The sequence below is a fragment of the Reinekea forsetii genome, assembly GCF_002795845.1.
GTDB classification, from domain to species: Bacteria; Pseudomonadota; Gammaproteobacteria; order Pseudomonadales; family Natronospirillaceae; genus Reinekea; species Reinekea forsetii.
Window position 1 is genome coordinate 457,501 of record NZ_CP011797.1, and the last position, 14,963, is coordinate 472,463.

Sequence of the window (14,963 nt, forward strand, 5' to 3'; positions counted from 1 at the left end):
GATGGGGTGACTGCGTACCTTTTGTATAATGGGTCAGCGACTTACATTTTGTAGCAAGGTTAACCGAATAGGGGAGCCGTAGGGAAACCGAGTCTTAACTGGGCGTCTAGTTGCAAGGTGTAGACCCGAAACCGAGTGATCTAGCCATGGGCAGGTTGAAGATTGAGTAACATCAATTGGAGGACCGAACCGACTACCGTTGAAAAGTTAGCGGATGACCTGTGGCTGGGGGTGAAAGGCCAATCAAACTCGGAGATAGCTGGTTCTCCTCGAAAACTATTTAGGTAGTGCCTCGGACGAATACCACTGGGGGTAGAGCACTGTTTGGGCTAGGGGGTCATCCCGACTTACCAACCCCATGCAAACTCCGAATACCAGTGAGTACTATCCGGGAGACACACGGCGGGTGCTAACGTCCGTCGTGAAAAGGGAAACAACCCAGACCGTCAGCTAAGGTCCCAAAGTTTTGGTTAAGTGGGAAACGATGTGGGAAGGCTCAGACAGCTAGGAGGTTGGCTTAGAAGCAGCCACCCTTTAAAGAAAGCGTAATAGCTCACTAGTCGAGTCGGCCTGCGCGGAAGATATAACGGGGCTCAAACCAAACACCGAAGCTACGGACTTGTGTATTTATACATGAGTGGTAGAGGAGCGTTGTGTAAGCCGTTGAAGGTGAGTTGAGAAGCTTGCTGGAGGTATCACAAGTGCGAATGCTGACATGAGTAACGATAATGCGAGTGAAAAACTCGCACGCCGAAAGATCAAGGTTTCCTGTTCAACGTTAATCGGAGCAGGGTGAGTCGGCCCCTAAGGCGAGGCTGAAGAGCGTAGTCGATGGGAAACAGGTTAATATTCCTGTACTTCAATACAGTGCGAAGGGGGGACGGAGAAGGCTAGGTGATCCGGGCGTTGGTAGTCCCGGTTTAAGCGTGTAGGCTGAGTGTTTAGGAAAATCCGGACACTCACTAAGGCTGAGGCGTAATGACGGTGATCCCACGGGATCCGAAGTCACTGATGCCATGCTTCCAGGAAAAGCCTCTAAGCTCCAGCTGTATTGGAACCGTACTCCAAACCGACACAGGTGATCAGGTAGAGAATACCAAGGCGCTTGAGAGAACTCGGGTGAAGGAACTAGGCAAAATGGTGCCGTAACTTCGGGAGAAGGCACGCCCAGGCTGGTGATGAGACTTGCTCTCTGAGCTGACTTGGGCCGAAGATACCAGGCCCCTGCGACTGTTTACTTAAAACACAGCACTCTGCAAACACGAAAGTGGACGTATAGGGTGTGACACCTGCCCGGTGCCGGAAGGTTAATTGATGGGGTTAGCGTAAGCGAAGCTCTTGATCGAAGCCCCGGTAAACGGCGGCCGTAACTATAACGGTCCTAAGGTAGCGAAATTCCTTGTCGGGTAAGTTCCGACCTGCACGAATGGTGTAACGATGGGGGCGCTGTCTCCACCCGAGACTCAGTGAAATTGAAATCGCGGTTAAGATGCCGTGTATCCGCGGCTAGACGGAAAGACCCCGTGAACCTTTACTATAGCTTCACACTGGACTTTGATGTTATTTGTGTAGGATAGGTGGGAGGCTTTGAAGCTGTGACGCTAGTTGCAGTGGAGCCAACCTTGAAATACCACCCTGATAACATTGAGGTTCTAACGTCGGCCTCGAAACGAGGTTACGGACCGTGTGTGGTGGGTAGTTTGACTGGGGCGGTCTCCTCCTAAAGAGTAACGGAGGAGTACGAAGGTGCGCTAAGCATGGTCGGAAATCATGCGGTTAGTATAATGGCATAAGCGCGCTTGACTGCGAGACGGACAGGTCGAGCAGGTACGAAAGTAGGTCATAGTGATCCGGTGGTTCTGTATGGAAGGGCCATCGCTCAACGGATAAAAGGTACTCCGGGGATAACAGGCTGATACCGCCCAAGAGTTCACATCGACGGCGGTGTTTGGCACCTCGATGTCGGCTCATCACATCCTGGGGCTGAAGCCGGTCCCAAGGGTATGGCTGTTCGCCATTTAAAGTGGTACGCGAGCTGGGTTTAGAACGTCGTGAGACAGTTCGGTCCCTATCTGCCGTGGACGTTGGAAAATTGAGAAGAGCTGCTCCTAGTACGAGAGGACCGGAGTGGACGAACCTCTGGTGTTCGGGTTGTCATGCCAATGGCATTGCCCGGTAGCTAAGTTCGGACGGGATAACCGCTGAAAGCATCTAAGCGGGAAGCCCCCTTCAAGATAAGTTTTCCCCGAGGCTTTAAGCCTCCTGAAGGGCCCAGTAAGACTAACTGGTTGATAGGCAGGGTGTGTAAGCGTTGTGAGGCGTTGAGCTAACCTGTACTAATTGCCCGTGCGGCTTGGCCATATAACGCCGAAGTGGTTTGAGCTGTTGGTAGTTCAGAGATACGCTGAAAGAAAAGAACGACCAAGATGAGTTGAGCAGTATCCGGAAGTTGAGAGCTTTTTTAGTACCCAATTGCGTAGAGCGTGCGCTGTCACCCGACAGACACGAGCTATGACAACCAGTTTGCTTGACGAACATAGAGCGTTGGAACCACCTGATCCCATACCGAACTCAGAAGTGAAACGACGTATCGCCGATGGTAGTGTGGGGTCTCCCCATGTGAGAGTAGGTCATCGTCAAGCTCCTAAAAAGAAAACCCCGATCGGAAACGGTCGGGGTTTTTGCTATGCGTGGGACTCTCACACGGGTAGACCCACTTTTTAGTGGGCTCGCGAGGCGTCGCACCGCCCCCTGTGAGAGTAGGTCATCGTCAAGCTCCTAAAAAAACGAAAAACCCGCAGTCTAACGGCTGCGGGTTTTTTTATGCCTGTTCGAAAAAAATATGTTGGAAAAGAAAGGTAGTAGTCGATGGGATTGCTTATAGGGCTTTACATGCGTCAATATAATGACTAATAGTCATCCGATTTCGCCAAAATAAGATCACTAAAGGGTTTTGCCCAATTGCGCCTTTAAGGCGGCGAAGGTCTGTTGTTTGATCGAATTCTCCAGCTCGATGGGCTCGCCATGCGGTATCAGCATCGAATTGTCCAAATTAGCCGTACCTTGGCTAGGCAGGCTTGCATCGGCCCCGGCATCGATATAGGTTTGTAAGATTAGAGCGGCTTCAATAGAGCCTTGAATCTTGTCTTCAGCGCCCGACCACTCTTCAATGCGTGCTTCCAATTTCGTGAGCACGGCCTGAACGTCAGGAGCCGTCGGTTTCTTATCACTTAACCAACTTTGAGCGCTGTCAGCGGATGTAGACATGGGAACCTCGATAATATTACTGAATGATGAAACGGGTTTTGTCCGATTATATCCCGATTGGATAAGCAATGCGGATGAAATATTCGCCGGCTTAGCCGAGGCTATCGACTGGCAAAGCCGAACAATCCGCTTGTTCGGCAAGTCCCACCCTATTCCGCGTCTAGAGCGCTGGATCGGTGAGACCGGCGTCGGCTATCGGTACAGTGGTCAGGACTATGTAGCAGACGGATGGCCTAGGTTATTGGTTTCTTTGCCCGCTGCCTTGCTCGAACAGTTTGGCTGGCACAGCAATGGCGCTCTGCTGAACTATTACCGCACCGGTCAGGATAGCATGGGCTGGCACGCCGATGATGAACCCGAACTGGGCGATAACCCCAATGTCGGCATCCTATCATTGGGCCAGGCACGCTCCTTTCAGTTGCGCCGCAGTGCCGACCATCGGGACAAACTATCGGTTGAGCTGGGTTCTGGCAGTCTACTATGGATGTCGGGACCTACCCAGGTTAATTGGCAGCACAGCTTACCTAAACGCGCCAATCAGGGCGCGCGGATCAGCTGCACCTTCCGAAATATTCGGCCCGAACAATAGGGCCCAGGTAAGGTGGCTCTATGCGCTCGGATACTGGTAAGTGAACGGGAGCGGGCTTTATAGTATCCGGTTTGAGATAGGCCGTACGATAACCAAAGTAAAGTCGAACTCAGCGACCCGATTAACGTAAGATACTGTCTTTGCAACCTAAGGCTGCCAAACTAGTGTCCATTCATGGGTTTGGCGAGTCGGATTAACAGGAAGGAGGTCGAAATGGCCGAAGTGGTAAAGAAACTGATTGAACTGCTCCAGTTGGAGGCGCTCGGGAACAACAAATTCCGTGGCCATTCCCAGGATCTGGGCTTTGCCAAGCTGTTTGGCGGTCAGGTGATCGGTCAGTCCTTATCCGCAGCGGCCCAAACCCTGGAAGGGCGTTTTCCGCATTCGTTGCATGCTTACTTTATTCGCCCCGGCGATGCTCATCATCCGATCGATTTTGCCGTCGAGAGCGTCCGCGATGGCCGGGCTTTTAGCGTGCGCCGGGTGATTGCCAGCCAATTTGGGAAACCGCTACTGGCGATGACGGCCTCTTTTCAGGTTGCCGAGACCGGTTTCAATCACCAAGTGGCGATGCCCAATGTGCCGGGCCCTGAGGTGTTAGAGCCGGAGCTGAAAATTTATCGTGATCACGCTCACGAGATCCCGGAAAAAGTCCGTAATCAGTTTACCGCCGATCGGCCGATTGAATACCGAATCGTTGAGGCGCAAAACCCGTTTCGGCCGCGGCACGGCATTGCCAAGCGGCATATGTGGATTCGGTCGACGGCGCCACTGCCCGATGATCCCTTGATACACCAATCAATGCTGGCCTATACCACCGACTATGGCTTTCTAGAAACGGCTTTGATGCCGCATGGGATCTCTATCGCGCAACCGGGCCTGATTCTCGCCAGTCTGGATCACGCGATCTGGTTTCATCGTCCCTTTCGGCTCGATCAATGGCTGCTCTATGTCGCCGATTCACCCTCTACCAGTGGTGCGCGCGGCTTCGTGCGCGGGCAGATATTTGATCAACAGGGCAACCTAGTCGCCAGTACCACTCAGGAAGGCCTAATCCGCTTGGAGGATTCATAACGTGAATGAAATTACCTTGGCAATCACCGGGGCATCCGGCGCTCCCTACGCTCATCGGCTGCTCCAGGTGCTGCTCGATAAGCAGTGGCACGTCCATCTGCTGATCTCTAAGGCTGCCATGATGGTGGCTGCCGTAGAACAGGGCGCGCCCTGGCCGAGCAATCACGACAAGCAAACCGCCTTCGTGCGCCGAGAAATTTCCGACCAGGGTCGGCTCAGTCTTTATGGCAAGGACGACTGGATGAGTCCGGTTGCCAGTGGCTCCGGCGCACCCGAGACCATGGTGGTGTGTCCCTGTTCTACTGGGACCTTGGCCAGTATCGCGACCGGGCAGTGCGATAATCTAATCGAACGCGCAGCCGACGTGGTGCTCAAGGAGTCTGGTAAGCTCATCTTAGTGCCGCGGGAAACGCCCTTGAGCGAGGTTCATCTGGAGAATATGCTTAAACTACGCCGAGCCGGAGCGGTAATCCTGCCGGCCAGCCCAGGTTTCTATCATCAGCCGCAAACAATCGACGATCTGGTCGATTTTATTGTCGCGCGTATTTTGAAAAGTGCTGGCATTGAGCAGGACCTTGTCCGTCCCTGGGGTCACTCGGTAACTGCGTCAGACGTCAGTGCCGATTAACTCGGTCAGTAATTCAACCCTAGCTTGGTCCATGGCCGCTCCGATGGCTTTGCCGGTGAGACCCTGCTGAACAAAGGGTGCGGCCGCTATGGTCAAGCAGGCCGATGCATAACGGCTAAGCAAGTCACGTTGTGGGTAATTAAAACGTTCGAAGCCAGAACGGCCGTAAAAATCTGCCGCGCACGCCAAGCCAAATTGTTCGACCCGACTGGGTTGACGGAACGCGTTGAGATTTTTCAGTAAGTCCAAGACCGCAACCGGTGACTGTTCGCTCAGGCGATGGCACAGGGTATGGTGGCGGGCGACCGTTTCGGCCAACAGCGCGGGCCCCTTTGGCCATTTCATCCGTTTGGCAATGTCGCGCAATAGGTTTGCGCCCAGTTGCTCATGGCCATGATGGGACGGCAACATGGTTGCCTCGGTCAGGCCCTTGCCCAGATCGTGGCACAGGGTGGCCAATAGCACCTCCACATCGTCTGTTTGGGCGCGCGCCCAGTCTAAGGCCTTGAGCGTATGCAGGCCGGTATCGACCTCCGGATGCCAACGCATGGTTTGGGGCACGCCAAAGAGACGGTCTAGTTCTGGGAACAAACCCGCTAGGGCCGTGCAGCGTTTGAGGACCTTAAAATACTCACTCGGTGTGGTTTCGCCCAGGGCCCGGGACATCTCAGTCCAGACCCGTTCCGCGACCAGATGCTGCAATTCGCCGCTGTCGGCCATAAGCCGCAGCAGGTCTTGGGTGTCTTTGGCAATGGTGAAACCCAGGTGGTGAAAGCGCGCGGCAAAGCGCGCTATGCGCAAGACTCTCAGCGGGTCTTCACGAAAGGCCGGCGAGACATGACGCAACCTGCGCTTGTCCAGATCGGCCTTGCCATTAAAGGGGTCTATCAAGCGGCCCTGATCATCCTCGGCCATGGCATTAATGGTCAGATCACGACGCGCCAGATCCTCCTCCAGAGTCACACTGCTGTCGAATTCGACGCTAAAGCCTTGGTAACCCAAGCCCGTCTTACGCTCAGTGCGCGCTAGGGCATATTCTTCCTTAGTCTGCGGATGCAAAAACACTGGAAAGTCAGCCCCGACCTGCTGATAGCCGAGCGCCTTAAGCTGGTCGGGATGCCCGCCCACGACGACCCAGTCGCGGTCTTGGGTCGCTACGCCCAATAGTTTGTCGCGGACGGCACCGCCCACCAAATATATTTGCATGCTGTCCTACGAAATAAACAAAACGTGGGTCCATTATAAACAGAAACGCCCCGTAAACGGGGCGTTAGTCTGATTAAGCTAGCAATTGATGCCTTACCAAGAAACTTGCAGATTGACCGACAGGCCAAAGTCGCGCAATAACTGGTCACCGGTGGTCAGGGCCGAGCTCAGTTCGCCATCGGAAATATCGGCGATCACCTGACCATAGTCGGCGCTGAAGGCATCGAAGGGCACCCAAAACGCGAGGTTTAGGCCGGTACCGAAGGGCGTAAGACCCAAGCCTGTGGTAAAGACGCCAGTCTCTGCTGGATCACTAACATTCCAGCGAGCGCCGGCACGCAGCGCGGCATGACCCCAGAGGCTGAGTTCGCCACCCATGGACAACTCGCGCGTGGGAATACCGAAGTAGAAAGCCGAATTGTTGGTAACATCAAGATCGACACCGACGGTACTGAAGTCGGTGTGATGGGAGACGCCAAGACGCATTTTCGGCCGCAGATTGACTTCCACGCCCAGCGGAGAGGTCACCGTATAGGGAATGATATTCTTAATCGTGGCACCGGCCTTGACCCGACCGTGGAAGTCCCACTCCTTGGCGATACCGATATCCAAATTCGCCTTCACTATTGGCGTCAGATCCTGGCCAATACCGCTGGTATCGACTGCCTCGACACCGAAACTCTGATCTTCAATCAATATCACTTGCAACTTTGGGGTGAGGCCAATTGAGACCGTCTGGCCTTGTATGACCACTTCTTTAGCTACTGAAACGCCGACCTCTTGGATCGCCGCCAGTGCAACCCGCACCGTACTGGTGAGGTCGTCAGTAGACACAGCCGGTGTACCGTCGACGATAATGCCATTTGGTCCGTCGTAGGTGTTGACCGAATCCAAGGCTGTGGTCAGCCCGCCGGCCAGTTCGCTCAAGGCGGTAACCGAAGCGCCTAAGACGGCAACAGAGCCAGATGTGGCATCAGTTATTTCTGCTTGAGCGGCATTCACTTTAGCGACCGAACCGGCAACAGTTGGATCGGTATTTTCTACTACGAGCTTAGCCGCGGCAATTTCATCAACATCACTGATGCCATCACTGTCCCCGTCTGGAGCGGGGTTTGCCAAGCTAGGTGGCGTTAATTGGAAGAATGCCACGTTTTCACTGATAATAGTAAGCTGCGCATTAAGCTCGGTGACGGCGGTGTTCAAAGCGGTTAAGTCAGTCTGCACCGCGGTTAGATCGGTTACTAGATCTGAGGTGGTCGAGGTGTTGGTTGAAATAGTTCCCGCGACATCTCCAACGGATGTGGTGGCTTCGGTGAGCAGACCGTTCGAGTCCTCGACCGCATTGGCCAAAAAAGTCGTATCATTGGGGGTTAAGTTAAGTGCCGCACCGACCTGTATGGAGTTGGACAGATGGATGCCAAAACCGAAGTTGCGCGACGGCAGGGCAAAGGAAATGGGTAACACGCTTGCTTCCACATAGGCGTCCTTCGCCGCAAAGGATTCCAACCAATTGATCAGGTCATCGGTGACTTCGTTCAGATCGGTGGTGGTCGTTGTTGATAAGGATGTAAGCTGAGTCTGCACACTAAGTGTGTCGGTTGATATAACCCCCAAGGTCGTGTTGGTAACGCCTAATTCAGAATTAGTATTGGTTATATCGGTCGAGACATCGGTCAATGAAGACTGCAAGGCCGTTAGCGAGAGTAAAAACGCAGCTGTTGCTGTTAAGGGATCTTCTGCAGGTATAGTTAGGTTTGTATTGGCATTGAATGAACCGGTAAAACCCAAGCTAGCCACCGAGGTCTGCAAAGAGTCACCCAGTTCGATTAGGCCGCCAGTACCGCTAACCTCTGTCTCGAGGGTAGAGAAAATGTCGACACCGCGATTAATAATATCCTCCTCGAGGAAATCATTGGCGATCGCTCCGAAACCGCCCACCTTGGGGCTAAGTGCCACGACATCTATATCGAGTGAAAACAATTCTCGGCGTAAACTGGTGGCCAGCAGCGCTGGGTTCATAATCGAGGCTTGGCCCGCGTCCGCAGACGATACGCCGATACCACCCATGGCGAAGGTGCGCGAATCACCCGCATTGTAGGGGGTCGCAAAGGCCGACCCGGCCATCATTATGGCGACGCAGAGCAGTGTTTTTTTCATAAATAGGGTCCAATTGCTAATTAAAGTAGATAAACCAAGCGCAGTTGTTCAACTGAATCGCGTAAAAGGATCAGTTCTTGAAAATGACAATAACGTCAGCTTTGAGTCAGTATGGTGCAGTTTTGACCAAAAGTCGCTTAACTTTCACCGTTCTTTTACCCCCCTTTCACCTTTTTTTAAGCTGTTTCAGGTCATTTACCCGCCTTACATCCCTGATTGCCGCAGCCATAAGGCTAGCAAAATAAGCCTAAGGCTTTGTTTATAGGCGCCGATAACAGTGTCATTAGCGCAATCAAGCCGCATCGGGATGGAGTTCAGTATGACTATTCGAAATTTGATCATTGGCCTTATCGTATTGGCCTTTACCAGCGGGTGCAGTCTGTTACCCGTTAGCAAGCAGAAAAAAGTAGATGAGATCGTCGCTCAGGTGAAGCAGATCAATGAAAAGCTGCCACCGATGGAACCGATGGTCTTGCGCGCGACCGGCTATGCGGCGATTAATCCGACCGCCCGGGGTTTGACCGATGTGCAGAAGCGACTCTTGGCGATGCGCGGCTCCAAGCTGGATGCCTATCGTACCTTGGCAGAGCGCGTCTATGGCACGCAAATCATCGGTAGCTCGACGGTCGAAAATCTGGTCGTGCAGAACGATCAATTCCGAGCCTTTGTTGATGCCACCATCCTCGGTGCCAAGGTGGTTTATCAGGACATGATGGCCGATGGCAGCTATGAAACCATGGTCGAAATGATAATTGATCAGGGTTTCCGTAACTGTTTGGCCAGTCAGACTACCGGCAAGCGCAATACCGGTTGTGCCTCGGACGCGGTGCACGATCTTGATTCCCTCGCGCGTAACAGTGGTCCGGCCTCACAAGGTGTCGGCGCAGCCAGCTCGGGTCTGTACTTCATCGAATAATCGACCTTCAGGAGGTTTGTTGTGCTCAATCTATCTAAATTTACAGCCCTCCTGATGGTCTTGGCATTGTGCCAGGGCTGGGTTTGGGCTGAAGCGAAGGCGCTGGTGCCGATCGATGCGAACGGCGTGGCCGAGATCGAGTATAACGATATCAACAGCGCCCGGGTTCGGGCGATGCGCAACGCCATTGAAAACGCCTCGATGCAGGTAAGCGCTAATATTCAAAGCACTCAGGTGATGGAAAACGGCAACCTCACAGTGGATCACCTGCGCATCCACTCGGCTGCCAAGGTGACCGATATACAGGTTATTTCGGAAGGTAGAGACGGCGACTACTATCGGGTCAATATTATGGCTCGGGTGGCACCGGATAAGATTTGCGCCAATGTTATGGCCAATCAGTATTACAAATCGGTCGCCATCACCGGCTTCGCCATGGAAAATCCACAACATTCTACCCTTGGGCATCTGGGCTCGGTCGATCGCTCCCTACCGGCCTTGTTGGTCAACGATATCAACAGCCGTCAGGGCCTGCGCGCACTGAGCGCGAACTATATGACCCTGTACCCCAATACACCTAATGCGCCGACCCAAATCTCGCCACGCATGACCTTGACGCGCGCGGTAACAGCGGCCAAAGATCTCGGTGTGCAGTTTGTGGTCTCCGGTGTGATCCGCGATATGGCCATGGAAAATCCGGATGCTCCACGGGCCAACAACTGGGATCGTTGGCTCAAGAAGGTCGGCATCACCAAGGCTAAACGTACGCGCCATTTTGTCTTCGACCTGTATGTTCACGATGGCTACTCAGGGGCTTTGGTGTTCCAGAGCCGATATCGGACCTACGGTTTGTGGAATGAAAAAAATAACAGCATCATCGGCTTTGGTACGGGTAGATTCTTTGCCACCGACTACGGTCAAGAGGTTCGGCTGTTGTTGGATCGAGCGGTCACCGATTTGCAGGCCAACATCCAGTGTCAGCCTTTTATGGCGACCATTGCGCAAGTCGACGGCAAACGAATATTCGTTTCCAGCGGTGCTGAGAGCGGATTGCGGCCGGGGGATTTTCTATCGGTCTACCGCACCAGCCAGAAATTCGATCGTCAAGGCGATAGCTTTTGGCAAATCAGCGATACCCGACTAGTCGCCGAGGTCAAGCAGGTTCAGCCATACTATGCCGTGGCAGAACTGGCCATCGATTCGGAACGACTCAACCTGCAAGTGGATGATCTGGTTATGGCCTGGTAGCCACGATCGGCTCAGAGCTTAGCTGACATAGCTGCAAAAGCCGGTTCATCGAACTGGCTCACCAACCCCTTGATGTCGCAACAAAAGCGAACCTGAGTATCCAGGTTCATCAAGGTCATATGATTACCCCAAACATAGCCGGTATCGAGTGCGATCATCTGCGGATCGTCGGTCCGACCCATCAAGGCCGCCCAATGGCCGAAAACAAGTCGATGCTTACGTTTTTCCGTCGGCCAAGCAAACCAAGGCCGCATGCCCGCGGGTGCGGTATCGATCGCCGACTTGGAGTTGAATTCGAGTTTCGCTTGGTCATCGCAAAAGCGCATGCGGGTAAAGGCATTGACTATATAGCGCAGCCGCTCCATGCCATCGAGTGAGTTCTTCCACAACCTAGGGTCGTTGCCATACATATTAGCCAGAAAGACCTGTCGGGTCTTCGGCTTGGCCAACACCTGTTCCAATTCCTGCGCTAACTTAGCGGCCTTCTTGTCGGACCAGAGCGGTGGAATGCCGGCGTGGGTCATGGTCAACTGGCGCTCGGTATCTTGAATCAACATCGGCTGGTGCGCCAGCCAAGCCAGTAGCTCGGGAGCGTCCGGGTGATCGAGGGTGGCGGCGATGTTTTTATCCTTGCTCGGCTGACCCAATTGGTGCAACGCGAGCAGATGTAAATCGTGATTGCCCAGCACGGTTTGGGCGGCCGAGCCGAGGTTCTTGACGAAGGCCAAACAGCCGATCGAGTCCGGCCCCCGGTTGACCAGGTCGCCGGTCAGCCAGAGTCGGTCGTGCAACGGGTCAAAGCCGACGTGATCGAGCAAGGTGGTCAGCGGACTCAGGCAACCCTGCAGGTCACCGACAGCATAGAGGGCCATAGCGGGTTATTGGCTTATATGGTTGGCGATGCGAACAAAGGTTTCGATCGATAGGGTTTCAGCTCGATGACTGGGTTTAATACCCAAATCGACCAAACCCTGGACATCAATCAGTTCCTGCAAATTGTTCTTAATGGTTTTGCGCCGCTGGGCGAAAGCCGCCTTAACCACTCGCGCGAACATCTCAAAGTCCTTGGCCGGATAGGGTATGGTCTTGCGCGGGGTGAGCCGAACGATGGCCGATTCGACCTTGGGCGACGGGGTGAACGCCTCTGGTGGCACGGTGAACATGTAGCGGGTTTCACAGCGATACTGCATCATAATACCGAGCCGACCGTAGGCATTTTCGCCGGGGGCGGCACAGAGCCGCTGCACCACTTCCTTTTGCAACATGAAATGCATATCAAAAATCAGGTCGGAATTCTCCAGTAGATGGAACATCAACGGCGTCGAGATATTGTACGGCAGGTTGCCGACCATACGCAGTTGACGGTTATCGGTGGCCAGGGAGCGGTAATCGAAGGTCAGCGCATCGGCCTCATGAATGGTTAAGCCCGGATAATTAACAAATTGGGTGCGCAAAATCGGGATCAGATCGCGATCGAGTTCGACCACCTCAAGCACACCGTCCAGGGCCTTCAAGAGCGGCGCGGTGATGGCACCCTGACCGGGTCCAATTTCGACCACATGTTGGCCGGGTTTGGGCGCGATACTGCTAACGATCCGGTCGATCACGAAGAAATCGTGGAGAAAGTTTTGGCCAAATCGTTTCCGTGCTTTATGCATGCTGCTGTTCCCGTTGTTCAGCCATATCGAGCGCCGATTGCAGGGCCACGTCAAGTGACCCTAGGTCTGCCTGACCGGTTCCCGCCAGATCGAGCGCGGTACCATGGTCGACAGAAGTTCTGATAAAGGGTAGACCGAGGGTAATGTTGACGGCATTGCCAAAGCCGCGATATTTTAATACCGGCAAGCCCTGATCGTGGTACATCGCCAACACGGCATCGGCCCGCTCAAGGTAATGGGGTTGGAATAGGGTATCCGCCGGCAAGGGGCCTTGCGTCGCAATACCCTCTTGCGCCAACGCAGCCAAGGCTGGGATGATGGTGTCGATCTCTTCGCGCCCCAGATGGCCGCCTTCGCCGGCATGCGGGTTCAAGCCTGAGACCAGGATGCGCGGCGCGGTACAGCCGAAGTCTTCAATTAGCGCGCGATACAGGATGCGGGTAACCCTTTTAAGGGTTGGCTGATCGATGGCCGCGCTAACCGCGCTTAAGGGTAAGTGCGTGGTCACTAACGCCACGCGCAGGCCCTCTGTGGCCAGCATCATCACTACTTCCTCGACGCCGCAGCGATCGCGTAGGTACTCGGTATGGCCGCTGAAGCTTAAGCCGGCATCGCTGATAATGCTTTTTTGCACCGGCCCGGTTACCAGGGCCGAAATCTGCCCGGCTAGGGCCAAATCGGTCGCTAGGTCGAGGGTGGCAAGCACATAGGCCGCGTTGGCTACCGCCAGTGTACCCGGCATCACTGCCTGTGCCATGGGCACATCCAACACCCAGAGCGTGCCAACCCGGAACGGCAATTCAGTCAGAGGGCGGTCGCCGATGGCGCAGAGCTCGAGCGTTACGCCAAGAATGTGGGCTCGTTGCTGCAACATTGCCAGATTGGCGATGACAAAGTAGGGCCGATCGGTACCTCGGGCACACCACTGCAGCACTATATCCGGGCCAATGCCCGACGGTTCACCGGGGGTGATGGCGATTGGCCGAATCAAGGGCGCATCTCTATATAGGACTCAGCGCGCAACTCTGTCTGCCAGCGCTGCACCGCATCGGTGTAGCGTCGTTGACTGAGTTGGTTGCGCACCTGGTTGCGTAACACATCGACGCTGACATCGCGCGTGCGGCTGTCTTCAACGCGCAAAATATGGAAACCAAAGGGCGACTCAAACACCTCGGACACCTGATTGAGCTCAAGATCGCGCGCCACCTGGGAAAACTCGGTTACATAGTTATCTAGAGTGTTCCAACCCAGATCGCCACCCAGACCCTTGGTGCCATCATCCTGGCTAAACTGGTCGGCCAGCTGGGCCATGTCCACCCCGTTGAGTATCTGCGCGCGCAAATCGCTCAACAGCGCCTGGGCCGAACGTCGATCGAACAGGGCATCGGTTTTAATCAGCAGATGGCGAATCGAGTATTCACGGATATTCACCGACTCGGCGGCCGTTTTGGTGATCAGTTGCGCCAGATGTAGGACGCCATCCTTTTCGATCAGCACCGCTTCCCGATCTTGCAAAACTGGAACCAGGGTGCGGAAAATAGAGGGTATATCGGCCAAGGCTCGAAAGCCCAAGTCTTTACTGCCAACTTCGGCGAGCAGATCGTCACCCTGATTGAGACGTTTGACTAGGCTCTCAGCCTGGTCTCGCTGTTGGGCCTCAAAACGCCGATAGGCGAGCTGATATTCGGTATCCTTGAGTGACTGGCCAGACTGACTGTTTAGAAAGCGGTCGACCTCGGCATTGGAGACGAAAATTTGCCGGCCAACGATTTGCCGCTGCAGCGCGCTGATGGTCAGTTCGTTGCGAATTTGTTGACGAAAATCATCGACATTACGGCCGCTATCTTGCACCGCGTTGAGCAGCTCGTTGGTGCTGATATTCTGATTTTTGGCGATATTGGCCAGGGCTTCATCGACTCGCTGTTCGGGCAGAATCAGATTGCCGCGTTTGGCCAGTTGCAGCTGTAATGACTCAAGGATCAGGGCATCGAGTATCTGTTGTGAGAGCGCCGTATCATTGGGCAACACGCCCGGGTTGGCCTGATATTGGGCCTTAATCGATGCGACGCGCGCGGCCAGCTCCGCGCGGGTGACCACGTCGTCATTGACGACCACCGCGATGGTGTCGAGTGTTTGGGCGAATGTCGCAGTGCTGAGCCAGAGTAGGGCACTCAGCAAGCCATAATGCAGTCTAGAGATCTTAGTCATAGTTCCCAGTCT

General features: G+C 54.3%; 12 protein-coding genes and 2 rRNA genes (1 of these 14 running past the window's edge). 7 read left to right on the forward strand and 7 right to left on the reverse strand.

Annotation, left to right across the window (positions count from 1 at the left end):
* Both REIFOR_RS02190 and rrf read left to right on the forward strand, forming a co-directional pair.
* Nucleotides 1-2,361 (forward strand): 23S ribosomal RNA (locus tag REIFOR_RS02190) (it extends 641 nt beyond the left edge of the window).
* A gap of 165 nt (nt 2,362-2,526) precedes the next feature.
* A 5S ribosomal RNA gene (gene rrf / locus REIFOR_RS02195) occupies nt 2,527-2,642 on the forward strand.
* A gap of 301 nt (nt 2,643-2,943) precedes the next feature.
* Here the strand turns inward: rrf and REIFOR_RS02200 are convergent.
* Complete coding sequence (locus REIFOR_RS02200; RefSeq protein ID WP_100256006.1) at nt 2,944-3,267, reverse strand: hypothetical protein; 324 nt, start codon at nt 3,265-3,267, stop codon at nt 2,944-2,946.
* On the opposite strand from REIFOR_RS02200, the gene REIFOR_RS02205 reads away from it, so the two are divergent.
* The 3 genes from REIFOR_RS02205 to REIFOR_RS02215 all read left to right on the forward strand — a co-directional run bounded on the left by REIFOR_RS02205 (nt 3,266) and on the right by REIFOR_RS02215 (nt 5,558).
* Nucleotides 3,266-3,856, forward strand: coding sequence for an alpha-ketoglutarate-dependent dioxygenase AlkB family protein (locus tag REIFOR_RS02205; RefSeq protein ID WP_100256007.1), 591 nt, complete (start codon nt 3,266-3,268; stop codon nt 3,854-3,856). The genes REIFOR_RS02200 and REIFOR_RS02205 overlap by 2 nt on opposite strands.
* A 213-nt stretch (nt 3,857-4,069) precedes the next feature.
* Entirely contained in the window at nt 4,070-4,930 is an 861-nt protein-coding gene (locus REIFOR_RS02210; RefSeq protein ID WP_100256008.1) for an acyl-CoA thioesterase, read from the forward strand.
* A 1-nt stretch (nt 4,931) separates the two neighbouring features.
* Nucleotides 4,932-5,558: a flavin prenyltransferase UbiX gene (locus REIFOR_RS02215; protein WP_100256009.1), complete on the forward strand. Its 627-nt coding sequence runs from the start codon at nt 4,932-4,934 to the stop codon at nt 5,556-5,558.
* Here REIFOR_RS02215 and REIFOR_RS02220 read toward each other — a convergent pair.
* Entirely contained in the window at nt 5,538-6,764 is a 1,227-nt protein-coding gene (locus tag REIFOR_RS02220) for a multifunctional CCA addition/repair protein (RefSeq protein ID WP_100256010.1), read from the reverse strand. The two genes, REIFOR_RS02215 and REIFOR_RS02220, sit on opposite strands and share 21 nt — an antisense overlap.
* 93 nt (nt 6,765-6,857) lie before the next feature.
* A complete protein-coding gene (gene traF / locus REIFOR_RS02225) occupies nt 6,858-8,921 on the reverse strand; it encodes a conjugal transfer protein TraF (protein WP_100256011.1) in 2,064 nt (687 codons plus the stop codon).
* A 319-nt stretch (nt 8,922-9,240) separates the two neighbouring features.
* Between traF and REIFOR_RS02230 the strand changes: the two genes are divergently transcribed.
* Nucleotides 9,241-9,837 (forward strand): LPP20 family lipoprotein, encoded by a 597-nt coding sequence (locus REIFOR_RS02230; protein ID WP_158524270.1) that lies wholly within the window; start codon nt 9,241-9,243, stop codon nt 9,835-9,837.
* 21 nt (nt 9,838-9,858) lie between these two features.
* Nucleotides 9,859-11,085 (forward strand): flagellar assembly protein T N-terminal domain-containing protein, encoded by a 1,227-nt coding sequence (locus REIFOR_RS02235; RefSeq protein WP_100256013.1) that lies wholly within the window; start codon nt 9,859-9,861, stop codon nt 11,083-11,085.
* An 11-nt stretch (nt 11,086-11,096) separates the two neighbouring features.
* Here REIFOR_RS02235 and REIFOR_RS02240 read toward each other — a convergent pair whose 3' ends face one another.
* From REIFOR_RS02240 to REIFOR_RS02255, 4 genes are read right to left on the reverse strand one after another with little or no spacing between them, the layout of a single operon-like run.
* The gene (locus tag REIFOR_RS02240; protein ID WP_100256014.1) at nt 11,097-11,957 is read right to left on the reverse strand and encodes a symmetrical bis(5'-nucleosyl)-tetraphosphatase; all 861 of its coding nucleotides are present in this window, start codon (nt 11,955-11,957) and stop codon (nt 11,097-11,099) included.
* Between the two features lie 6 nt (nt 11,958-11,963).
* The gene (rsmA, locus tag REIFOR_RS02245; RefSeq protein ID WP_100256015.1) at nt 11,964-12,743 is read right to left on the reverse strand and encodes a 16S rRNA (adenine(1518)-N(6)/adenine(1519)-N(6))-dimethyltransferase RsmA; all 780 of its coding nucleotides are present in this window, start codon (nt 12,741-12,743) and stop codon (nt 11,964-11,966) included.
* Nucleotides 12,736-13,734, reverse strand: a complete 999-nt coding sequence (gene pdxA / locus REIFOR_RS02250) for a 4-hydroxythreonine-4-phosphate dehydrogenase PdxA (protein ID WP_264371427.1) — start codon at nt 13,732-13,734, stop codon at nt 12,736-12,738. The genes rsmA and pdxA overlap by 8 nt, the downstream gene beginning before the upstream one ends.
* Nucleotides 13,731-14,951, reverse strand: a complete 1,221-nt coding sequence (locus REIFOR_RS02255) for a peptidylprolyl isomerase (RefSeq protein ID WP_100256016.1) — start codon at nt 14,949-14,951, stop codon at nt 13,731-13,733. The genes pdxA and REIFOR_RS02255 overlap by 4 nt, the downstream gene beginning before the upstream one ends.
* Nucleotides 14,952-14,963: the final 12 nt, after the last annotated feature.